The organism is Nonomuraea sp. NPDC026600 (assembly GCF_040638335.1).
Classification (GTDB): Bacteria; Actinomycetota; Actinomycetes; order Streptosporangiales; family Streptosporangiaceae; genus Nonomuraea.
Genome location: NZ_JBEZYD010000001.1, coordinates 163,285 through 185,659, shown reverse-complemented (window position 1 = coordinate 185,659; position 22,375 = coordinate 163,285). Strand labels below are relative to the sequence as shown.

Annotated in this window: 19 protein-coding genes; 15 read left to right on the top strand and 4 right to left on the bottom strand. The window is 69.7% G+C overall.

The genetic code is table 11. The features are described 5' to 3' along the window. Positions 1–16: 16 nt before the first annotated feature. Complete coding sequence (locus tag AB0F17_RS00845; protein ID WP_358014025.1) at positions 17–625, top strand: NYN domain-containing protein; 609 nt, start codon at positions 17–19, stop codon at positions 623–625. 178 nt (positions 626–803) lie between these two features. Here the strand turns inward: AB0F17_RS00845 and paaZ are convergent, their stop codons facing one another. Further along, a complete protein-coding gene (gene paaZ, locus AB0F17_RS00840; RefSeq protein ID WP_358014023.1) occupies positions 804–2,351 on the bottom strand; it encodes a phenylacetic acid degradation bifunctional protein PaaZ in 1,548 nt (515 codons plus the stop codon). Between the two features lie 40 nt (positions 2,352–2,391). Then, positions 2,392–3,252 carry a VOC family protein gene (locus AB0F17_RS00835; protein ID WP_358014021.1) on the bottom strand — a complete coding sequence of 287 codons (861 nt, stop codon included), beginning with the start codon at positions 3,250–3,252 and terminating at the stop codon, positions 2,392–2,394. Between the two features lie 81 nt (positions 3,253–3,333). Between AB0F17_RS00835 and AB0F17_RS00830 the strand changes: the two genes are divergently transcribed. The 10 genes from AB0F17_RS00830 (at position 3,334) to AB0F17_RS00785 (ending at position 12,728) form a co-directional block, all read left to right on the top strand. Next, complete coding sequence (locus AB0F17_RS00830) at positions 3,334–3,921, top strand: carboxymuconolactone decarboxylase family protein (RefSeq protein ID WP_358014019.1); 588 nt, start codon at positions 3,334–3,336, stop codon at positions 3,919–3,921. Continuing rightward, complete coding sequence (locus tag AB0F17_RS00825; RefSeq protein ID WP_358014017.1) at positions 3,918–4,766, top strand: fumarylacetoacetate hydrolase family protein; 849 nt, start codon at positions 3,918–3,920, stop codon at positions 4,764–4,766. Before AB0F17_RS00830 ends, AB0F17_RS00825 begins: the two co-directional genes overlap by 4 nt. Positions 4,767–4,842: 76 nt before the next feature. Next, positions 4,843–5,385 (top strand): MarR family transcriptional regulator, encoded by a 543-nt coding sequence (locus tag AB0F17_RS00820; RefSeq protein WP_358014015.1) that lies wholly within the window; start codon positions 4,843–4,845, stop codon positions 5,383–5,385. 159 nt (positions 5,386–5,544) lie between these two features. Then, the gene (locus AB0F17_RS00815; protein ID WP_358014013.1) at positions 5,545–6,069 is read left to right on the top strand and encodes a cupin domain-containing protein; all 525 of its coding nucleotides are present in this window, start codon (positions 5,545–5,547) and stop codon (positions 6,067–6,069) included. After that, positions 6,066–7,259: a cytochrome P450 gene (locus AB0F17_RS00810; RefSeq protein WP_358014011.1), complete on the top strand. Its 1,194-nt coding sequence runs from the start codon at positions 6,066–6,068 to the stop codon at positions 7,257–7,259. Before AB0F17_RS00815 ends, AB0F17_RS00810 begins: the two co-directional genes overlap by 4 nt. Before the next feature lie 22 nt (positions 7,260–7,281). Further along, entirely contained in the window at positions 7,282–7,605 is a 324-nt protein-coding gene (locus tag AB0F17_RS00805) for a 2Fe-2S iron-sulfur cluster-binding protein (protein WP_358014010.1), read from the top strand. Continuing rightward, a complete protein-coding gene (locus AB0F17_RS00800) occupies positions 7,602–8,873 on the top strand; it encodes an FAD-dependent oxidoreductase (RefSeq protein ID WP_358014008.1) in 1,272 nt (423 codons plus the stop codon). The genes AB0F17_RS00805 and AB0F17_RS00800 overlap by 4 nt, the downstream gene beginning before the upstream one ends. Continuing rightward, the gene (locus AB0F17_RS00795) at positions 8,870–10,312 is read left to right on the top strand and encodes an AMP-binding protein (protein ID WP_358014006.1); all 1,443 of its coding nucleotides are present in this window, start codon (positions 8,870–8,872) and stop codon (positions 10,310–10,312) included. The genes AB0F17_RS00800 and AB0F17_RS00795 overlap by 4 nt, the downstream gene beginning before the upstream one ends. Before the next feature lie 77 nt (positions 10,313–10,389). After that, positions 10,390–11,508, top strand: a complete 1,119-nt coding sequence (locus tag AB0F17_RS00790; protein ID WP_358014004.1) for an alcohol dehydrogenase catalytic domain-containing protein — start codon at positions 10,390–10,392, stop codon at positions 11,506–11,508. 29 nt (positions 11,509–11,537) lie between these two features. Next, entirely contained in the window at positions 11,538–12,728 is a 1,191-nt protein-coding gene (locus AB0F17_RS00785) for an acyl-CoA dehydrogenase family protein (RefSeq protein WP_358014002.1), read from the top strand. A gap of 7 nt (positions 12,729–12,735) precedes the next feature. On the opposite strand, the gene AB0F17_RS00780 is transcribed toward AB0F17_RS00785, so the two are convergent. Further along, a complete protein-coding gene (locus AB0F17_RS00780) occupies positions 12,736–15,132 on the bottom strand; it encodes a LuxR C-terminal-related transcriptional regulator (RefSeq protein WP_358015637.1) in 2,397 nt (798 codons plus the stop codon). A gap of 99 nt (positions 15,133–15,231) precedes the next feature. Between AB0F17_RS00780 and AB0F17_RS00775 the strand changes: the two genes are divergently transcribed. Both AB0F17_RS00775 and AB0F17_RS00770 read left to right on the top strand, forming a co-directional pair. Next, positions 15,232–15,609: a YbfB/YjiJ family MFS transporter gene (locus AB0F17_RS00775; RefSeq protein ID WP_358014000.1), complete on the top strand. Its 378-nt coding sequence runs from the start codon at positions 15,232–15,234 to the stop codon at positions 15,607–15,609. A gap of 129 nt (positions 15,610–15,738) precedes the next feature. Beyond that, positions 15,739–16,773, top strand: a complete 1,035-nt coding sequence (locus AB0F17_RS00770; RefSeq protein WP_358013998.1) for an alpha/beta hydrolase — start codon at positions 15,739–15,741, stop codon at positions 16,771–16,773. A gap of 20 nt (positions 16,774–16,793) precedes the next feature. Here AB0F17_RS00770 and AB0F17_RS00765 read toward each other — a convergent pair whose 3' ends face one another. After that, the gene (locus tag AB0F17_RS00765) at positions 16,794–19,541 is read right to left on the bottom strand and encodes a BTAD domain-containing putative transcriptional regulator (RefSeq protein WP_358013996.1); all 2,748 of its coding nucleotides are present in this window, start codon (positions 19,539–19,541) and stop codon (positions 16,794–16,796) included. 81 nt (positions 19,542–19,622) lie between these two features. Here AB0F17_RS00765 and AB0F17_RS00760 point away from each other — a divergent pair, with 81 nt between their 5' ends. Further along, the gene (locus AB0F17_RS00760; RefSeq protein ID WP_358013994.1) at positions 19,623–20,540 is read left to right on the top strand and encodes a M23 family metallopeptidase; all 918 of its coding nucleotides are present in this window, start codon (positions 19,623–19,625) and stop codon (positions 20,538–20,540) included. 34 nt (positions 20,541–20,574) lie between these two features. Beyond that, positions 20,575–22,353, top strand: coding sequence for a KOW motif-containing protein (locus AB0F17_RS00755; protein ID WP_358013992.1), 1,779 nt, complete (start codon positions 20,575–20,577; stop codon positions 22,351–22,353). Positions 22,354–22,375 lie beyond the last annotated feature (22 nt).

Sequence of the window (22,375 nt, the reverse complement as noted above, 5' to 3'; positions counted from 1 at the left end):
CAAGGGGGACACGATCATGCATTCCTCATCCGCAGAGGCCACCACCGGCCTGGGCCGCGACAGCAGGTGGATCGCCTACATCGACGCGTCCAACCTGTACTACGGGATCTGCGAGACGGCGGGCGCGCGGTTCTGGCGGGTGGACGTCGTCAGGATGTGCGACCAGTTGCTGAAGGGGTACGCCGGCAAGCTGATCAAGGTGAAGTACTTCACCACCGCGCTGAGCGGCCAGGCCGGGGCGGATCAGAAGCAGTTCGAGCAGGACACCATCAGCGTCTACGGCAGGCAGTTCCAGCCGTTCATGGGGCAGACCAAGTACGACGACAAGACCGGCAGCTTCAAGGAGAAGCAGGTCGACGTGCGGCTGGCGGCCCAGCTGGTCGGTGACCTGTGCACCCGCGAGTGCGAGGCGGCGCTGGTGGTCAGCTCCGACGCCGACCTGGCCGCGGCGATCCGCGAGGCCAGGTGGTACGCGCCGGGGAAGACCATCGTGGCGGCTCATCCCGACGGTGTGCGCTCCGGCGCCTACACCGAGGTGGTCGACGAGGCCATCCCGATCGACCGCGGTCTGTACAGCAATGCCGCGCGCCTGGACTTCACGCTCGAGAAGTTCCGCAAGAAGTAGGCCGCCCCGCGTGCTCCCGCCGTCCGGCCCCACCGGCGGCGGGAGATCTACATTGTAAAGGGGTGGGCTCGGCGATCATACGGATCATCGTCACCCTCGCCCCCGATCGAACGAGACGCTCCATGACCACCCCAAACGTGGCAGAACTCCGCGAAAGCTCGCATATAACCCCTGCCCTTCAGCTGCGCAATGTGGCGAGCAGTGCCGGGGATGCCTGGAGGGCGGTTCGCTGCATCAGGTCGACGACGCCGCGCATCCCGCCCATCTCTGCCCCTCCGCCCGCGCGGCCGGGGCCGCCGTGCTTGAGGGCGGGCAGCGGTGATCCGTGGCCAGTGGTCTGCGTCATGGTCACAGAGTCCAGGATGTGCAGCCTTCCGTGCCAAGGCGCCGCGTCCAGGAGGAAGCCCGTCATCCAGGGCGTGTCGTCGCTGACCAGGGAGGCGGCCAGGCTTCCCCGGCCGCGGGCGAGCAGCTCGGTGGCGTGGGCGGTGTCGCGGTAGGCCAGTACCGAGGCGACGGGTCCGAACGGCTCCACCTCGTGCGGCGCGCCGGCGTCCGCGTCCGCGGAGATGAGGATGGTGTCCAGGAACGCGCCGCGCCGCGGGTCGGCGTCGATGACCTCGACCTTGTCGGGACTGCCGTGAACGAACCGGCCGGCCGCGGCGATGGTCCAGGCGGCGCGGCGTACCTCGTCTCGCTGTTCGAGGCTGACCACCGCGCCCATCCGGACGTTCTCGGAGGCCGGGTTGCCGATGGTCACCGTTGACAGTTCGCTCGAGATCGCCTCCAGGGCGGCGCTCTCGAACTCGCGGGGGATCAGGACTCGCCGGATGGCGGTGCATTTCTGGCCGGCCTTGACGGTCATCTCGGTGGTCACCTCGCGGACGAAGGCGGCGAAGAGCCGAGAGCCGGGCTGTACGTCGGGAGCGAGCATGATGGCGTTGACCGAGTCGGCTTCGGCGTTGAGCCGGATCGATCGCGCGACCACAGCGGGATGGGTGCGGAGCACTCCGGCGGTCGTGGCGGATCCGGTGAAGGACAGGACGTCCTGCTCGCGAAGGAGGCCGAGGGCCGGGCGCGCGGAGCCGGCGACCATCTGGAGCGCTCCCGGCGGCAGGACCCCGGCGTTGGCGATGACGCGCACCAGACGCTCGGTGAGGTACGCCGTGGGGGTCGCCGGCTTGACGATGCTCGGCATGCCGGCCAGCAGCGCCTGGGCCAGCTTCTCCAGGGGCGCCCAGACGGGGAAGTTGAAGGCGTTCACCTGCAGTACGAGGCCGCGCGAGGGCGTGCACAGGTGCAGGCCGAGGAAGTCCTCGCCCTTGGCCAGCCGCTCGGGTTCGCCTTCCACCAGGAAGGCGGCGTCGGGCAGCTCGGCTCTGGCGCGGGCCGCGTAGTCGCGCAGGACGCGGATCCCGCCGTCGACGTCGTAGCGCGCGTCGGTGAGCGTGGCGCCGGCCCGGGCGGAGAGCGCGTAGAGGTCGTCGCGGCTTTCCCGCACCGCGGCCGCGACGGCGTCGAGCAGGTCGGCCCGCTGGTGGAAGGTGAGGTCTCTGAGGTAAGCACCGCCGGTGTTCCGCGCGTGGTCGAACGCGGCCGCCAGGTCGAGTCCTTCGTTCGAGACCCGGCAGACCACGTCCCCGGTGATCGCGTCCCGCACCTCGATCGCGGAGTCGGGAGCGGCGGTGGGGGAGACCCACGCGTCCCGCAGGTAGCTCTGGAGCATCAGATGCGACTGCTTTCTTCGAGAGGTGTCGGCGAAGTCGTCACGTGGCCGGGTGGTGGCCCCAGATATCGGCGGTGTAGGTGCGACTGACCCAGGAATGCTCGTCGACTTGCACGCCGCCCGCGCCGATCTCGATGCCGAACCCGGCCGGCGAGGTCATGTAGAAGGAGAACATCCCGTCGTTGGCGTGCTTGCCCAGAGTGGCCATGAGCGGAACGCCGTGCTCACGCACCCGGTCCAGGGCACGGCCGACCTCGTCCGGCGAGGTCACCTCGCACAGGATGTGGTGCGTCCCCTCGCGCTTGTGCGAGCGGACGAAGGCGACGCTGTGGTGGCGCGGATTGCAGCCCAGGAAGTAGAACGTGCCCCATGGGTAGTCCGCGGTGTCGCTGAGCCGGAAACCCAGCACGTCGCGGTAGAAGTCCACCGCCTCCTGGGTGTGCGGCGTCTTCATCACCACGTGCCCGAGCCCCTGGTCCCCGGTCACGAAATCCACCCCCAGAGGGGAGACGAACTGGCTCCCGGCAAGGCGGCGGCCACAGAAGAGCTCGGTGCGAATGCCGCAGGGCCCAGCGAAATGGACCATGCGCGCCACCTGGCGGCGCCGGCACTCCTCCTCTGTGCCGGTGACCACGTCGACCCCGGCCTCCTTGAGCCGGTCGGTCATCTCGTCGATGGCGGCGGAGTCGCGCGCCTCCCATCCGATGACCGTCACCCCGCCCGCGGGCGCCTCCTCCAGCCAGAACCGGAACGGGTGCTGGTCCATGCGCAGGTGGTACCGCGCCGGGTCGTCCGGCTCGGCGCGGACGGCCGCCAAGCCGATCACATCTCGGGCGTAGTCCGCCCACGCCGTCGGATCGGAGGTGCCGATGCCGAGGTAACCAAGGCTCTGGATCGTCATGGCGCCACCATAATTGTCAGGGTCTTGACGGTCAATGCTTTGACAAATATGGTCGGCAGAGTGCGAGATGAGGAGCTGCCCATGCCTGAAGAACTCCGTCTGCCGCCCGTCGACGAGGCGGATCTGCAGGACAAGACCCTGGCGTCGCTGGCGCCATACCGTGACCAGGAAGGCCGGATCTACACGATCTGGGCCACCCTGGCCCATCACGAGGACGCGTTGCGCCGCTTCCTCGTGTTCGGCAACCATGTGCTGGGCAAGAACACCCTGCCGCTGCGGTCGCGTGAGCTGATGATCCTGCGCATCGCCACCCGCGCCCAGGCGGTCTACGAGTGGGATCAGCACGTGCGGATCGCCCGCCGCGCCGGGTTGGACGACGACGAGATCCGCGCCGCCGCGACCGGCGCGTGGGACGGCCTGGACGAGCTTGACCAGGTCCTGCTCGCCGCCACCGACTCGCTCATCGACCGCCAGGGCGTCGGCGACGAGCTGTGGGCCCGGCTCCGGTCGCTGCTGAGCATCCAGCAGATCATCGACGTCCTCTACACCGTCGGTCAGTACCTCACCATCGCCACCGTCATCAACACCCTCGGCGTCAAGCCGGAGGGTGACCTCCTGCTCGACCTGCCCGCCGTCGAGCTCGCCGAACGGAAGGACGCGCGAGTATGAAGCTCGCCAACCTCGCCGGCCGTCCCGTCATCGTCCACGGCGGCCGTGCCCTCGACATCGCCACGGCGAGCAAGGGCGCGATCGACGCTCGCGTGGAGGTGCTCTCCGTCCTGTCCCTGCACGCCGAACTGCGCAACCTCGCCGACCGCGCCGCGGACGCCGACTGGCGCGAGTTCGACCCGCGTGAGCTGGGCCGCGTCTCCCGGCCGTACAAAGCCATCGGGGTGGCGCTCAACTACCGCGGGCACGCCGAGGAGTCGAACCTGCCCATCCCCGACGAACCCTCGGTGTTCGCCAAGTTCGCCTCGTCCGTGATCGGGCCCTTCGACTCCATCGTGGTGCCGGCCGACTGCGACAAGGTGGACTACGAGGCCGAGGTCGTGGTGGTCATGGGCGCGACCGGCAAGGACATCCCGGAGTCCGACGCCTGGTCGTACGTCGCCGGCGTCACCGCGGGCCAGGACATCAGCGACCGCAGGGAGCAGTGGCGCAAACCGATCAACCAGTTCACCCTGCCCAAGTCGTACGACACCTTCAGCCCGATCGGCCCCTACCTGGTGACGCTCGACGAGTTCGCCGATCCCGACGACATCGAGGTGGCCGGGCACGTCGACGATCTGGAGGTGCAGCGAGGGCGGACGTCGGAACTCATCTTCAGCGTGCCCGAGCTGATCGCCTGGCTGTCGAGGCGGGTGACGTTCGAGCCCGGCGATCTCATCTTCACGGGCACCCCCGCGGGCTGCGGCGTGCGCCGCACACCCCGGTTGTACCTGAACGACGGAATGGTCGTGCGTACCGAGGTGGCCGGTGTGGGTGAGATGATCAACTCGGTCGTCGGCGGATGACGCGAGCCCGGCCGCCGCGGGTGGTAGCGTCCAGCCATCGGCACCGGCGTAGTCGTGGCAGGGAGGGCTGGACATCGTGACGGACACCGTTGACGACGAGGCGACCTCCCGACGGCGCCGGACCAGGGAGTTCTCCGAGCTGCTCCGGCACAACCATCGCGAGCTCGGCACCACCGACCCGCGGGACCTCGACGCGATCGAGATGGTCACCGACCTCACCCGCCTGGAGGCGCGGCTGGTCCAGGACTTCGAGCGGCATGTCCACCGGCCGCTCGGGCTGACCTGGGCGGGCTTCCGCATCCTCAACGCCCTGTGGGTCTTCGGTTCGCTCCCCCAGCAGGAGATCGGCCGGGTCTCCGGGTCCTCGCGCGCCAGCATCTCCAGCGCGCTCATGACCTTGGAGGACCGCGGGCTCGTCGTTCGCCGGCGGGCCGAGGACGACCGTCGTCAGCTGATCGTGGAGCTCACCACCGAGGGCCTGGACACGCTGCGGCAGGCCATCGCCGCCCAGACCCGCCGCGAACGGGCATGGACCGCGGCGCTGCGGGACGACCAGCTCAGCGAGCTGGTCCACCTGCTGCGCACGCTGGTCAACCAGGAGACCCCGCCGGTCGACTGACCGGCCCCAGCGCATTCACTCCTACGGCACCCCCTTGTGCAAAAAATTCGTCAGAACCTTGACGATCAAGCTTCTGACGACTACCGTCCCGTCCGTCGCCCCGTTCCCGGCAATCGCCACCCCCGACGCCTCCGGCGTCCTCAGCCCGTGGAGGGAATCATGGTCCGTCGCGTTGTCACCGGTGTCGGCGAAAGCGGCAAGCCTGTGATCATCAGTGATGGGGAGCCGCCGCGCTCGCGTCAGTACACCCACACCCCAGGCTTCGCCAACTGCCTGGTGTGGACCACCACGGCGCCACCCGTCCCGTCGGCGGACCCGACGGCGTCCCTGCGGTCCTGGGTGCCCGGCCCCGGCGAGACGATCGCACTGACGGTCACCTTCCCGCCGGACAGCGTCTACGCCGACCCCGGCTTCGACCCCGGCGCCGCGGTCGCCGAGCAGCTCGAAGTCGTTCCCGGCTTCGCCGAGATGTTCGAGCCCGATGCCCCCGGCATGCACACCACCCCGACCGTGGACTACGGCGTGGTCCTCGACGGAGAGATCGTCCTCGACCTCGACGGCGGCGAGACCACGCTGCTCCGGACGGGCGACATAGTGGTGCAGAACAGCACGCGGCACGCCTGGCGCAACCCCGGCACCCGCCCCGCCACGGTCTTCTTCGTCCTGATCGGCGCAGCCTCGTGACCGCCTTGACGGCGGCCGCGCCGGGGGCGCCCGTTGTCGAGCTCGACCTCGCCGAGCTGCGCCGGGATCCCTACCCGGCCTACGCGCGGCTGCGCCGCGAGGCCCCGCTGGCGTGGGTCCCGTCGGTCGGGCGGCACCTGCTCACCCGCTACCACGACATCGTCCGCGCCGAGAAGCTGCCCGAGGTGTTCAGCTCCCGCGAGGAAGGGTCCCTGCTCCTGCGGGTCACCGGGCCCAACATGCTGCGCGAGGACGACCCGGCGCACCGGCGGCTGCGGACCGCGGCCGAGCCGCCGGTCCGGCCGCGCCAGGTCCGCGACCTGTGGGCTCGGGGGTTCGAGGAGAACGCGGGCCGCCTGCTGGACGAGCTCGCCCCGCGTGGCACGGCGGACCTCATCCGGGACTTCGCCGAACCGTTCGTTGCCGCGAACCTGGCCCTGGTCCTCGGCCTGCGCAACGCCAGTGCCGCTGACATCGGCGCGTGGTCGCAGGCGATGATGGACGGCAACAGCAACTACGCCGACGACCCGGACGTCTGGCTGCGCGCCGCGAACGCCACCGGCGCGGTCGACGCCGCCGTGGCCGAGATGGCGGAGATCGTACGGCGCGAGCCGGACGGCTCGGTGATCTCCTCCATGGTCCACGCACCCGAGCCGCTGGAGCTCGCCGAGATCCAGAACAACATCAAGGTCATCATCGGCGGCGGCGTCAACGAGCCGCGCGACCTGTTCGGCGTGGGCGCCCTGGCGCTGCTGCGGCGCCCTGAGCTGCTGGCGCGGGTCCAACAGGACCCCGCCGCGTGGCGCCGGGTGTTCGAGGAGGCCGCCCGCTGGATCTCCCCGATCGGCATGTACCCGCGCCAGCTCGTCCAGGACTTCGAGATCGCGGGCACGACGCTGCCCGCCGGCAGCCGGGTGGCGCTGGTGATCGCCTCGGGAAACCGGGACGAGTCGGTCTTCGAGCGGGCCGAGGAGTTCGACATCGACCGCCCCCACCAGCCGCATCTCGCTTTCGGCGGCGGCCCGCACTTCTGCATGGGGGCCTGGATCGCGCGCCACGAGGTCACCGCGAACGCCTGGCCCCAGCTGTTCGGCCGCCTGAAGGGCCTGCGCCTCGACGACGACTGCCGCCTCGACGGCTGGGTGTTCCGGGGCTTGACCTCGCTGAACGTCACCTGGCAAGCAGCCTGAGCCAGACCACCAGGAGAACCACGTGCCCATCGTCATCTTCCGTACCCCCGACGGAACCCAGCGCAAGGTGGACGCCCCGGCCGGCTCCTCGCTCATGCAGGCGGCGGTGTCGCACGACGTGGCGGGGATCGTCGCCGAGTGCGGCGGGAACGCCGCCTGCGCCACCTGCCACGTGTACGTCGACCCGCGGCAGGTCGCTCTGGTGGGGCCGCCCAACGACGTCGAGGACGAGATGCTCGACTTCACCGCCGCCGAGCGTTCGCCCACCAGCAGGCTCAGCTGCCAGATCCGGGTCAGCGACGCGCTGGACGGCCTGGTGGTGCACGTGCCTGAGGAGCAGATATGACCGAGCGAAGCGAGGGCATCGATCAGCACAGCGGCGCGCGGGGCGTGATCGTGGTCGGTGGCGGCCAGGCCGGGTTCAGCGTCGCGTCCACACTGCGCGGCGCCGGGTACACCGGCCCGGTCACCGTCCTGGCCGGCGAGCGCCACCTTCCTTACCAGCGGCCGCCGCTGTCCAAGAAGTTCCTCACCGACCCGGACGGCACCCGGGTCGAGCTGGTGCCGGAGTCCTTCTACCGCGAGCGGGACATCGACCTGCGCCTGGGACACAAGGTGGTCGCGGTGGACACGGCCGTCCGCGCGGTGACCACGCGCACGGGCCTCAGGTTCGCCTATGACCATCTCGTGCTGGCCACCGGGGCGCGCAACCGGCCGTTGCCCGTGCCCGGCGCGGAGCTTGACGGTGTGCATTCCCTGCGCTCGTTCGACGACGCCCTGCGGATCGGCGCCGCGCTCGCCGCGGCCCGGGACGTGGTGGTGGTCGGCGGCGGGTTCATCGGCCTCGAGCTGGCCCAGGCCGCCGCGGCACGGGGTGCGCGCGTGACCGTGGTCGAGCTGGCCGACCGGCTGCTGGGCCGGGCCCTGTCGCCGCACCTGGAGGCGCATCTGCGCGAGCGTCACGAGAGTGGCGGTGTCCACGTGCTGACCGGCACGGCCGTGTCGGCGATCGAAGGGGCGGGGCGAGTGCGCGAGGTGGTCACCGACCGCGGCCGTCTGCCCGCGGACCTGGTCGTCTACGGCATCGGCGCGGTGCCCAGGGACGAGCTGGCACGGGACGCCGGCCTCGCGGTGGACGACGGCGTGGTCGTGGACGAACTGCTTCGCTCGGTCACCGACCCGAGAGTGTCCGCGGTGGGCGACTGCGCCCGCCACCCGCATCCCGGCGCGGTCGGCCTGGTACGCCTGGAATGCGTGCAGAATGCCACCGATCAGGGCATGACGGTCGGCAGGCGGCTGGCCGGTGCGCCTGTACGGTACACGAGCCTGCCATGGTTCTGGAGCGACCAGGGCGACATCAAGCTGCAGATCGCCGGTCTCCGCACCGGCACCGACGAGGTTCACGTGCTCTCCGGCGAATCCCCCGAACGGCTGGCCGCCTACGCCTTCCGCGACGATCGGCTGGTGGCCGTGGAGACGCTGAACTGGCCCGCTGAACACCTGGCCGCCCGCAGGCTGCTGGAGCGGGGCGGGCCGGTGTCACCGGCGGATCTGGCCGGATCGACTCTCGGCGTCCTGGCACGGGCCCGGCGTGCCGCGGCGGTGCGATCATGACGTGGTTCGGCTCGCATCTCGTCGCGAGCGCGGCCGAGGCCGGTTCCCGGGTCGCCCTCGTCTTCGAGGACAGGTCCTGGACCTATGCGGAGCTGGACCTGGCGATCCGCCGCACCGTCCGCCGCCTCGCCGACGGCGGGGTCGGCAAGGGCGACCGCGTGGTCATGCTGGGAGCCGCCCGGCCCGAGGCCCTCATCACGTTGTTCGCCACGACGCGGATGGGCGCCGTCCTCGTACCCGTCCATCCGCACATGACCGGCCACGAGGTCGCCGTCATCTGCGAGGAGACCTCACCGCGCGCCATCGTCGCCGACCACGGGCTGGAGGGCGGCGGTCTCCACCTCACATGGGACGATCTGGAAGGCGGCGATGCGGCCACCCACGAGCCCCAGGTTCCGGCCGGCTCCGACATCGCGCTGATCCCGTTCACCTCCGGGACCTCCGGCCGCCCCAAGGGTGTGGCGCTCACCCACGACAACCTCCACTGGAGCATGGCCAACGGGATGGACCGCCTCCCGGTCGGCGAGGACGACGTCACCCTGGTCGCCACGCCCCTGGCCCACGTCGCCGTTCTCGGCGGCCTGCCGCAGTACACCTGGGCACGCCGCGGGATCGTGGTGCTGGCGCCCAGGTTCGACCCCGGCCTGTTCACCGACCTGGTCCGCGACCACGAGGTCACGGCGGCGTTCGCGGTGCCGGCCATGCTGGCCCTCCTGGCACGGCACCCCCGCTTCGCCACCGCCGACCTGGACTCGCTGCGCTGGGTGCTGGCGGGAGGGTCGCCGGCGCTCTCGTCGACGACCACCCGGCTGTTCGAGCGCGGCATCCGCGTGGTCAACTCCTACGGACTGACCGAGTCCAGCGCGGGCGTGACCTATTCCGGCCCCGACGACTCGCCCACGTTCGTGGGGCGCCCGGTGCCGCACGTCGAGCTGCGCGTCGTGGACCTCGACGGCACGCCCGTCCCCGTCGGCGACGTCGGTGAGATCTGGCTGCGCGGACCGTCGGTCGCCGCGGCGTACTGGACACGGACCGGCCCCCGGCCCGCCACCGACCCCGGCGGCTGGTTCCACACCGGAGACCGCGGCCGGTACGACGCGCACGGGCGGCTCGAGGTCGCCGGACGGGCCAAGGACACCATCATCACCGGTGGCGAGAACGTCGACCCGGCCGAGGTCGAGAATGCCCTGGCCGACCTGCCCGGCATCCTCGAGGTCGCCGTGGGCGGCTCACCGGACCCGCTCTGGGGCGAGGTCGTCACCGCGTACGTGGTCCCGGGCACGTACGAGCCGTCCCTCGACGACCTCCGCAGGCATCTCGACGACAGGTTGGCCCGGCACAAGTGGCCGCGGCGACTGTGCGTCGTCCAGGCGCTGCCCCGCGGCGCCACCGGAAAGCTCCAGCGACAGCGATTGACCGGCCTGGCCGGTCAATCCTGATCTGACCGGCACACCACACACCAGCCCGCCGTCGCCACCATCGGCGGCGACGACCCCCCACCATTCGAGGAGAGGCCATGACCGCGACCATGCGCGCAGCGCGAATGCACAGTGTCGGTGAGCCGATGAGGATCGAGGAGGTCCCGATCCCGCAGCCGGGGCCCGGAGACGTCCGGGTGGCCGTTCATGCCGTCAACATCGTCCCGAACCTCGCGAACATCCTGAACATGTGGACCACCTGGTTCCCGCACAGCCCCCTTCCGACCCTTCCGGCGATCTTCGGCCTGGACCCCGCCGGAGTGGTCGAGGCGGTCGGCGAGGGCGTCCAGGGTTTCGACGTGGGCGACCGCGTCTACGTGAACCCGGGCCGGCACTGCGGATCATGCCAGTCCTGCCGCAACGGCGATTCGATCAACTGCGCCAGCTACGCCTTCTCCGGATACTTCGGCTTCTCCGCGACCGCGCTCAACCTCCTGGACCGCTACCAGGGCGGCCTCGCCGAGTACATGGTGGCGCCCGCCTACGCGCTCGTTAAGCTGCCCGACACCCTTTCCTTCAACGCCGCGGCCCGTCTCGGCTACCTCGGCACGATGTACTCGGCGCTGCGCAAGGCCGGCGCCGCCCCCGGCAAGTCGATCCTCGTCAACGGCATCAGCGGGACGCTCGGCATCGGCGCCGCGCTGCTCGCCCCCGCCATGGGACTGACCCACGTCTACGGCACCGGCCGAGACCGCGGCCTGCTCGACCAGGTCGCCAAACTGGCGCCAGGGCGCTTCCACCTGCACTTCCTTCACGACGGCCCGCTCGACGAGTGGATCCGCGAGGAGACCGGCGGGTACGGCGTCGACATCTACATCGACGCGCTCGGACCCGGCGCGCCGCACGAAACCTTCCTCGCGGGCATGCGGGCGATGGCCCGCGGCGGGATCGCGGTCAACATCGGCGCCGTCGCGGGGGACCTGCCCGTCGACATCCACCGCATGATGGACCAGCAGCTCCAGCTGATCGGCTCGGCGTGGTTCACCTCCGGCGAGGGCCAGGCGATGGCCGCCATGGTCGAGGCCGGGCTGCTGGACCTCAGCCCGTTCGAGCACCACGTGTCCCCGCTCGAGCAGGTCAACGAGGCCATCAGCGGAATCGCCCAGCGCAACGGCGGCTTCAGCAACTTCATCATCAGCCCGCTGGCCACCGCCTAGACCGTTCGACCGCCCCACTGGAGATTCAGATGCGTGAACAGCGTGCCGCGCGCCCGGCCGATCCCTACGACCTGCTCGAACTCGACCGGCTGCTGACGCCGGACGAACGCGCCGTCCGCGACTCGGTCCGCGCCTTCTGCGACCGGCGCGTCGGACCGGACATCGCGCGGTGGTTCGAGCAGGGGGCCATCGAGGACATACGCGGGCTCACCAAGGAGCTCGGGGAGCTCGGCGTGCTGGGCATGCACCTGGACGGCTACGGTTGCGCCGGGATGAGCGCGGTCGACTACGGCCTGACCTGCATGGAGCTCGAGGCGACCGACTCCGGCCTGCGCTCGCTGGTCTCGGTCCAGGGATCGCTCGCCATGTACGCGATCTGGGCGTTCGGGTCGGAGGAGCACAAGCAGGAGTGGCTGCCCCGCCTCGCGGCCGGGACGGCCATCGGCTGCTTCGGGCTCACCGAACCCGATGCCGGGTCCGACCCGGGCAGCATGCGGACCGTCGCTCGCCGCGACGGCGCGGACTGGATCCTCGACGGCCGCAAGATGTGGATCACCAACGGGTCGGTCGCCGACGTCGCGGTGGTCTGGGCGCGTACCGAAGAGGGGGTCCGCGGCTTCGTCGTCCCCACCGGCACCGCCGGGTTCTCCGCCGTCGAGATGAAGCACAAGATGTCGCTGCGCGCCTCGGTGACCAGTGAGCTCGTGCTCGACGCCGTCCGGCTGCCCGCCACCGCCGTCCTGCCGGAAGTGCGCGGGTTGCGGGGACCCCTGTCATGCCTCGACGAAGCACGCTACGGCATCGCCTGGGGCGCGATGGGCGCCGCCCGATCCGCCTTCACATCGGCACTGGCCTACGCGGGCGACCGGGTTCAGTTCGATCGTCCCATCAGCTCCTTCCAGCTGACCCAGGCCAAGCTGACCGACATGGCGCTCGAACTGGCCAAGGGGACGCTGCTCGCCCTCCACCTCGGCCGGGCCAAGGACGAGCGGGGGCTGCGGGCCGAGCAGATCAGCTTCGGCAAGCTCAACAACACCCGAGCGGCACTGGAGATCTGCCGTACCGCCCGCACGATCCTGGGCGCGAACGGCATCTCCCTGGAGTATCCGGTCATCCGGCACGCCAACAACCTGGAGTCGATCCTGACCTATGAGGGCACCGTGGAAATGCACACGCTGATCATCGGCCAAGCGCTGACCGGCCAACCTGCGTTCCGCTGACATCAAGTCATTCCTGCTCGACGGTCGTCTGCGTGGTGAACCAGACCGCGATCTGGGTTCGTGAGCTGAAGCCGAGCTTGGTCAGGATGTGTTCGACGTGCGCCTCGGCGGTGCGTTGCGCGATGACGAGAGTTGCGGCGATGTCCTTGTTGCTCATTCCCTTGGCGATCAGTTCCGCGATCTCGCTTTCCCGCCGGGTCAGCGGCGATGGTGTCCGCTCGCGTTCGGGCTCTTGCACCGATGTGCTTGCCCGCTCGCGCAGAGCGTCCTCGACCGCCCTCGGGAGAGTGAGCCGGCTGCCACGCTCATGGGCCTTGGTGAAGGCCGTGTCTCCCAAAGAGTGCAGCAACATAGCCGTGCAACGGTCGTGCTGCTGGATATGGGACTTCGTCTGGAGTCCGGAAACGACCATCGTCCCGGCAATGGTCTTGGCGGCGCCGAGGAGTCGGGCGCCGCGCTCGTGATCCCCGTCAAGGGTGGCACTCCACGCAAGAAGCTCCACGTTCAGCGCTATGTTCGGCCGATCATCGTACCTGCGGCTGCGTCGCAGGCTCTCTCGCGCGAGCGATGCCGCTCGCGTCGTCTGCCCCCGCGTCCACAGGTCCAGGGCGAGCCAGGTCAGCGCCCAGGCGCAGTACCAGCTCTCGCCAAGATCCATGCTGCGCGCCAAACACTCCTCGCAGAGCGCATCCGCGCCGTCGTTATCGCCCAATTCATGCAACGTCAAGCCTAGGAAGATCGAGGCCATCGTGATGCCGATCTGATCGCCGCGGGCGGTGTGCCGCTCAAGGGCGTCACGCAGCAGCGGCGCTGCTTTCTCCGGGTGTCCCTCGAAGAGCAGGGCCATTCCGGAAAGGCCGGTGGCGAACGCGAGGGAATGCGGGTCATTGATCTGCTTGGCCAGAGTCAGGCTTTCCCGCAGCATCGGCAGGGCCGCAGCAGTGTCGCCTTGCATGATCGCGAGCCGGGCGTTCATATACAGCCCCTGCGCCCGTGGAGCAGTAGGGTCGGCCAGCGCGCGCAGCAGCCGATCCAGCCATTGCCGCCCCTCGTCGTAGAAGGAGTTGGCGAGCCAGAACGGCCGCTGGAGTGCGATGGCCATGCGCAGCCCGCTCTCGGCCTCACCCGGCTCGCGCAGACAGAAGTCCAGAGCGGCGCGGATATTGGAGTGCTCGAGCTTGAGGCGGGCAAACCATGCTGCCTGTTCGGGCCCGAACCAGTCGGCGGCCGCCCGCTCGGCGAGCCGGCCGTACCAGTCTCGATGCCGGCGCGACAACGTGCGCCGCTCGTCGGGACCGCCAAGCTTGTCGTGGCAGAACTGGCGAAGGGTTTCCAACATGCGGTATCGGACGCGGCCGTCGCGTTCCTCTCGCAGGAGGAGCGACTTGTCCACGAGATCGTCCAGCAGGTCGACCACGTCACGCGGCTCGATATCGCCGTATGCGCACACGGACTCGACAGCGTCTAGATCAAAGTGCCCTGGAAAGAGGGAGATCCGCTCCCACAGTGTCCGCTCCCCAGGAGTAAGAAGCTGGTAGCTCCAGTCGACCAGCGCGTGCAACGTCCGTTGCCGCGGCAAGGATGCTCTGCTGCCACCCGTCAGCCATCGAAACCGGTCATCCAGCTGCCGGACGATGTCACCGAGCGAAAACGCCCGCAGCCGCACCGCGGCCAGCTCGATAGCCAAGGGGAGGCCGTCCAGCCGCCGGCAGAGCCGGATCACCGTATCGTGGCTGTGCTCGTCGATGACGAACCCGGGCAGGACAGCTGCTGCCCGTTGGGCGAACAAGTCGACCGCCTCGCATGGCTCATATCCCTCCGTCATGGGCGAGTCCGGGTCGGGCACGCAAAGCGGAAGAATCATCACGATGCTCTCGCCGGAGATGCGGAGCGACTGGCGGCTGGTGGCAAGGATCTGTAGCGTCGGCGCTGCCCGCAGTAGCGCGTCGGTCAAGACAGCACAAGAGTCGATCAGGTGCTCGCAATTGTCCAACACCAGCAAGGCGCGCTGAGAGCCGAAGAACTCACCGAGAGCGTCAGTCGGTGAGCACGCCGGCTGATCCCGCAGCCCGACGACGGCGGCCACCGTCTGGGAAATCAGCGACGGATCATTGAGCTCGGTCAGATCCACCAGCCACACCGCGTCGAACGCCCTATGGCGTTCGACAGCCACCCGCAGCGCCAGCCGCGTTTTGCCCACGCCCCCCACACCGGTCAGCGTCACCAGACGCGAAGTCGACATGAGCTGCTTGACTGCGGCCATCTCATGCCGACGCCCCACGAAGCTGGTCACTTCAGCAGGAAGATTGCCAACCTGCCGCGTGAACGCCACACCGGCCATGGTTCCATCATGCCGAGCATCGGTGACGAACAGGTCAAACCTGATGAAAGGCGAGGTCAGCACCAACGTGCCGCCGTGTTGAACCGACCGAAGGCCACCTCTCGAGGTGCGGGATGCCGGCTACTTGTACGGGTCGCCGTCGGGCAGCCAGGCGTCCGGTACGTGGATTCCGTGGTCGCCGACCCCGTCGGTGAGGGCGTCGACGGCGGCCAGGGAGGACGGCGCTGTCCCGGGGGCGGACGTCGCTGGTGTCGTCGCCGGTGGAGACCGCCCTCCGCGCTCTGGGCCTGGTCGGCGCGGCGGTGGTCGCGCCCCGACCTGCTCTGCGCCGCGCTGGTCATTCAGACGGTCGGCATCGCCCTGCCCGCGCTGATCGGCGGCGTGGCGGCCGCACTCATCTCGGCGTTCCTGTTCGGCGCGACGTTCCTCGGTGCCGCCACCATCGTCTTGGCCGTCCTGCGGATCGGGTTCCCCCACCACCTGGCCACCTCGGAGAGGGCGGCGGTCATGGCATCGTCCCTGGTAGCAGGCGTACGCTGAGAACTCGACCGGCGCCGGTCCCACCCTCTTGACGCGACATGGCGCCGATGTCTCGGCGGGGTTGCGGTCCCTGGCGGCCGAGGCGATTCATGTGCCGCCCGGGCAGGGGCGCCCCTTGGAAGGGCTCAGATGATCAACAGACGGGCATTTGGCAAGATCGCGGGTGCGGGAGCGGCCGCCGCCTTGCTCGGAAACCGGCCCAGCCTCTCCTCGGCGGCAACGTCCGACGGGAAGAACGACGTGATTCTGCCCGCGATGAAGAACACGTCCTTCGGCCCGCTCAAGCAGATCGAGGCCGGCGTCCTGAATGTCGGCTACGCCGAAGCCGGTCCCGCCGCCGGCCCCGCGGTCGTTCTTCTGCACGGCTGGCCCTATGACATTCACAGTTATGTCGACGTCGCGCCTTTGCTGGCGGCGAAGGGCTACCGGGTGATCGTCCCGTATCTGCGCGGCCATGGCACCACACGTTTTCTCTCGAGCAAGACGTTCAGAAATGCCCAGCAGTCGGTGATCGCGCTCGATGTCATCGCTTTGCTGGACGCCCTCAGGGTCGAGAAGGCGATCCTCGCCGGTTTCGACTGGGGATCGCGGACGGCGGACATCATCGCGGCGCTCTGGCCGGAGCGCTGTACGGCCCTGGTCTCCGTGACCGGCTATCTGATCACCAACAGGGAGAACAACAGGCGGCCGCTGCCGCCGAAGGCCGAGTGGGCATGGTGGTATCAGTATTACTTCGCCACGGAGCGGGGCCGGCTCGGCCTCGAGCAGAACCGGCACGATTTGGCGAAGCTGGTCTGGACGTTCAACTCCCCAACGTGGGATTTCGATGATGCCACCTTCGATCGCACCGCGGCGGCCTTCGAAAATCCGGACTACGTCAGCATCGTGATCGGCAATTACCGCTGGCGGTTGAGTCTGGCCAAAGGTGACCCACGATACGACCGGCTCGAAAAACGCCTTGCCGAAGGCCCCGTCATCGCCGTGCCCACGATCACCCTTGACGGTGAGTCGGATCCCTTCACGCCCCCTGGGGATGGCGCGGCTTATCGCAGCAAGTTCTCCGGAAAGTACGCGCATCGGACTCTGCGTGGAATCGGCCACAACGTGCCGCAGGAAGCGCCGCAAGCCTTCGCCGAGGCCGTCGTCGACGTCGACGGCCGCTGATCGACCAGGAAGGGAAGCGGTCAGACGGCTTCCGCGGCGAGGGAACCCCTGAGCGCCACAGCCTCGCTCAGGTAGTCGCGGGCCAGCTCGGCCCTGCCCGCCGAGCGGTACAACTCGCCGAGGAGCTCGGCCGAGGACGCCTGCCCGCTGCGGTCGCCGAGCTGCTTGAAGACCGCCAGCGAACGTTCGAGACCCGTGGAGGCCGGGACGAGATCGCCGCGCGCGGCCTGGAGCCCCGCCAGCCGCTGCAGGGCGTAGGCGCCGCAGTGCGGGTCGCCGAGGCTTTCGAAGATCTCCAGCGCGCGCTCGACGTGGCGGCCGCCGAGCTGGATGGACACGCAGCCCTCACGGTGGACGTCGCCGAGCTCCTGGGCCAGGCGCAGCGCCTGCCCCAGCCAGCGCGCCGCCTGGACGGGGTCGCCGGACTTCAGCCAGACCCTGCCGATGGCCTGCCGGGTGAACGCCTCGCCGCTGAAATCGCCCATGGAGCCGAACATCGCCAGGGCACGCTGGAAATGGGACAACGCGACGGGGTGCCGGCCGCGGAACTGCGCGACGGCGCCGAGCCCGCAGACGGAGGTGGCCTCCGCCCTGGTGTCGCCGAACTCGCGGAAGGCCCTGCGGGCGCGGACGAACATCTCCTCCGACTCGGCGTAGCGGTCCTGGTAGAGGCAGACCTGCGCGAGGCCGCGGAGCATGGCGGCCTCGCCGTACATGTCGCCCGCGACCCTGGCGGCCGCCAGCGCGGTGCGGTGGGTGCGCTGCCAGGTGTCGAGGTGGCAGCGCAGATCGAGATAGGGGACCATCGCGGCGGCCAGTCCCCACGCCTGCTCGGCCAGGCCGGCCGACGCGGCCAGGCTCACGGCGTCCTCCAGCGCCTCGTGCTCGACCTCGAACCAGGCCACCGGGTCGGCGGTGAGCCGGTCGAGGGTGCCGCGCGGCAGCAACCAGCGGTACGCGGCGGCCGAGCTGAGGGTGAACACCGTGGTGGGCAGCTTGGCGGTGGCCAGCTCGGTGGTCGCGGTCCATCCGGCGACCACCCTGGCGAGCGCGGCGGGATCGGGATCCTGTTCGAGCGCGTGACATCGGACCAGGTCGGGTAGCTGGTAGCGGGGCTGGCCGAGCCGGTCGGTGCCCACCAGCCGTAACAGGTCGGCGTCCAGCAGGGCGTCGGTGACGTCGTCCGCGCGATGCCTGTCGAGCACGGCGTCGACCACCCAGCCGGGTATCGGCGCGCCGCTCAGCCTGCCGAGGGTGTGCAGGGCGCGGGCCGCCTCGCCCGGCAGGCCCCGGTAGCTGTGGTCGAGTCCCGTACGCACGTCGAGGTCGCCGATGCGCAGCTCGCCGATCCGGCGGGACTCGTCCATGAGCCGGCTCTGGAACACCGCGAGCGGCCAGCCGGGCCGCGCCGCCAGCCGGGCCCCCGCGATCCGGACGGCCAGTGGCATGTACCCGCACGCCCGTACGATCGCCGCGGCCGCCTCCGGCTCCTGTGCCGTCCTCGCCTCGCCGACGATCGCGCGCAGCAGGTCCTCGGCCTCGTACCTCGACAGCGGCTTCAGCTGGATCTGGAGCGCGCCGGGCAGCGAGGTGAGCTTCGTCCTGCTGGTCACGATCACCGACGGCCCGCGGCCGGGCAGCAGGGGCCGTACCTGGGAGGCGTCCATGGCGTCGTCGAGCACCACGAGCATCGGGCGGTCGGCCAGGATCGAGCGGTACAGAGCCGAGCGTTCGGCGGGGGAGGAGGGGATCGAGGTCGCGCCCATCGCCCTGAGCGCCTGGGCGAGCAGGTCGGCGGGGTCGTCGGCGGCCAGGCTGAGGAACAGCTGTCCCGCGGGGAACCTGTCCGCGAGGGCGTAGGCGTTGTGGACGGCCAGCGCGCTCTTGCCCGACCCCGGTGGACCCGAGATCACCGCGAGGGAGAACGGGCCCGTGAGCGCCACCGACTCGTTGACGCGGCCCACGAAGTCGGGCACGTCAGGGGGAAGCTGCCGGGGGACGGGCGCGACCGCCTCGGTCACCTGGACCGCGCCCGCTTTGGTCACCCCGACCGCGCCCGCGACCATGACGGGCGGCGGGCCGCCGTCCAGCACCCTGGCCTGCGCCTCGCGCAGCCCCGCTCCCGGCTCCACGCCCAGTTCGGTGACCAGTTGCCGCCTGATCGTGGTGTAGCAGGCCAGCGCCTCCGCCTGCCGGCCGCTCCAGTGCAGGGCGAGCATGAGCTGCCCCCACAGGTCCTCGCGGAAGGGATGTTCCGCGCACAGGGGGCGCAGCAGGGCGACCGCCTCGCCGTACTCTCCCTGTTCGAGGCGGGCGGTGATCAGCTCGCGGGCGGCGGCCAGCCGTATCTCGTGAAGGAGGACGAGCCGGCGCGTCCACAGCGGGTGCTCCGGCAGGTCGGACAGCGGCGCGCCGCGCCACAGCGCGAGCGCGGCGGCCAGCGAGCCGGGGTCGCGGCGAGCCACCAGACCCTCGAACCGCAGCAGATCGAGGTCCTGGGGGTCGACCTCGATCAGGTAGCCGGCGCCCTCGGCGCGGATGCGCGCGCCGAGAGAGGAGCGCAGGGAACTGGCGTAGGTGCGCAGGTTCGCCTGCGCCGAGCGGGGCGGGCGTTCCCACAGCACTTCGGCCAGCAGGTCCGCGCTGACGAGGTGGTTGGCGTCGAGAAGCAGCGTGGCCAGCAGCATGCGCGGCTTCCTGCCGGAGATGCGCAGTGGCCGCCCTCCGGCTCGCGCCTCCAGCGGGCCGAACACCTGGAAGGACACCATGGCAGCCTTCTGTATGTTTTTTGTATGGATCATTCCCACCCTGGGCCCTAACAAGACACATTCGGTGCAGAAGGGGTCCCAGTGAAATTCGGAGCAGTCGCGATCGCCGGCTTAGCCCTGTTCTTGAGCGTCGCCGCCGCCGACCCAGGCGACGAGGGCGGCAACCCGCCCAACCAGGTGACGGCAGACGTGAGCATAACGGCCACCAACTTCCAGTTGCCATTCCCCTGTGGGCAGGCATGGACCGGCAACTCCAGCGGGAGCAGCGCCCACGTGTCGTGGGAGATCGACTTCAACAGGGGCAGCACGGCCGACGCCGACCTCGGCGACCCCGTGGTGGCCGCCGCGGCGGGCACGGTGGTCATCTCCGCCCACCAGGGCTCCACCAACGGCTACGGCAACCTCGTCAAGATCGACCACGGTGGCGGCTGGGCGACCTACTACGCGCACCTGAACGTCCGCTCGGTCAGCGAGGGCGACACCGTCACCCAGGGACAGAAGATCGGCACCGTCGGCAACACCAGCAAACCCGGCAACGCCATCTCACCCCACCTCCACTACGAGGTACGGCTCGGCAGCGACTATCCGTCCAACATCCAGAAGGCCGTCTTCAACGGTACGACCTACGGCTACCCCATCCAGACGCTGACCTCCAAGAACTGCGGCAACACCACCAACCCGTACACCCCGCAGGAAGTCTGCGGCGACGGCTACAGCGTGATCGACTCGGCGGCCCTGGGCACCTCGGGCAAGGTCTACCTGCTCTACAACAGCGCCACCGGCTACAACTGCGTCACCACGCTGAAGAGCACCTCCCTGGGCACCGCCACGGCGACGACCGCCTACCTGGAAGTGGAGGGAAGCAGCAGGATCACCGATACGGGCAACTTCTCCTACTACGCGGGGCCGGTACGGGCCTCGGCGGCGGACAAGTGCGTGAAGTGGGGCGGTAAGGCAGGCGCCTCCACCTACGACAGCGGCTTCGAACACTGCAGCTGATCAATCGAGCTTCGGACAGAGCCTCCACGGCGCGGTGGGGGCTCTGTCTTACAGTCCCGTCCGTGGCGATCTCTGTCATGCTGCCCCAGAGATTGTCCGTGGCGATAGGGGACCCACCGTGGAGCATCAGGCCGTGAGGATTGTCGATGGCCCGTTCGCCGGCTTTGATGCAGAGATCGTCTCTGTGGACGGGGACAGGTTGACAGCGCGTGTGGCGATCTTCGGCAGGCCGACAGCGGTTGAACTCCATCGGGACCAACTGGAACATCCCGAGGACATACCCGCGTTGTGGTCCAGCGAGGTGGAGGCCGACGGGGAGGTCCTTGCGGGGCTGCGGGAGCGGATGGCGGCGCAATACGACGACCTCGGGTATGGGGAGAAGTTCGAGTTCTTTCTCGAGCGTGCCGATCTGCCCGAGGAGGATCTGGCCCAGGAGTGGGACGCTTACACCGCGTTGTGTGCCGAGGTTGACGCCCATGTGCGGCGGCGCAAGGCGGTGGCGTTGCGCGCCTTCGATCAGGAGATCGCTCCCCTGCCGGCCGGTGAGGCGAGAAGGCGGGTGGCGGCCGACTCCGGCCGCTGGCTGCCGGCCGCGGCCGCCCGAGAAGAGCGCCGGTCGCGGTACCCGGTCATCGACCGCTCCCATGCCGAAGAACGGTTGCTGGCCACGATATTCGGACAGCCTGATCCGCCGCCGACGCTGTGGGAACGGGCCCACCATCGGCGGGCCGCATCGCGTTCCGCCGCCGACCTGCGTGACTACGCGGTCTGGAAGGCGGCGAACCGACCACAGGATCAATACGAGCAGTTGAGGTCGGCCGCTGTGGCCCAGGTGGAGCATGAGCGCGCGGCGGTTGAGGAACGCCTTGCCCGCGACTGGGGATTCCGGCTGCCCGACTCGATCTTCCGGCTCCGGGCCTTCCTGCTGTCCCTGGGTCCGACCGAAAAGCAGGCCCTGGACGACCTGGAGCTGTCCCCGTTCGGGATCATGGACCTGTTCGATGATCCCGAACGCAGCTCCCGGGCCGGCATCGATGTGCGCGTACACGGCCGCTACTACCGCGACCCGCCCGAGTTCCTCACGTTCATGCACGGCGGCAGCGACGGGCTGCATTTCGGGCTCTGGTATGACGACGGCCGCACCTGCACCGGCGTCGCCTCCTACTACAACAACGACGGTGGCGGCGTGGGCCTCCCGTCGCGTACCCCTCTCGAGGCCGTCCGGCACACGCTCGAATGGGGATGGCGGCACGTCGGAGATTGGGATGATGAGCCGGCCGATCCCATGGACCTCGAGGTGGTCGCACGACGGCACCGGCTACGGCTGCTGCGCGAGGTCCTGATGACCTTCGAGACCGGCGACCGCGATGAACAGGGCGAGGACTACCACGACGCCGACAAAGACTCGCCAGAATTGCTCGAGTACGGAGATCCGGATCGGATCGAGACTCTGGACGGCGGTGGCGCGCTCGTCGACGGTGACACCGCGATTGAGCGCGGCCGGCAGAGACCGTGGAACGACTACGCCTTCTGCACGGCCCTGCAGAAGGAGTTGACCGACGACCCAGCCGCCCGCGAAGCCCGCGTCACCGAGGCACGGCGCCGCTGCGAAGCCGGACACCCCGCAGACGCTCTCACCCTCGGCCGTGACCTGCACTGGATCAGCGCGGGAGACCCCGAACTCGAACGCCATGCGCACGAACTGCTCACCATGGCCTACCGTGCCCTGGGACGCGACAACCTCGCTGCGATCGCCCAAGCCCACCACCGTCACCGCGATCTCCCCCAGGTGCACGTCCTCGAAGAGACCTGATCACCGTCACCACCAACACACT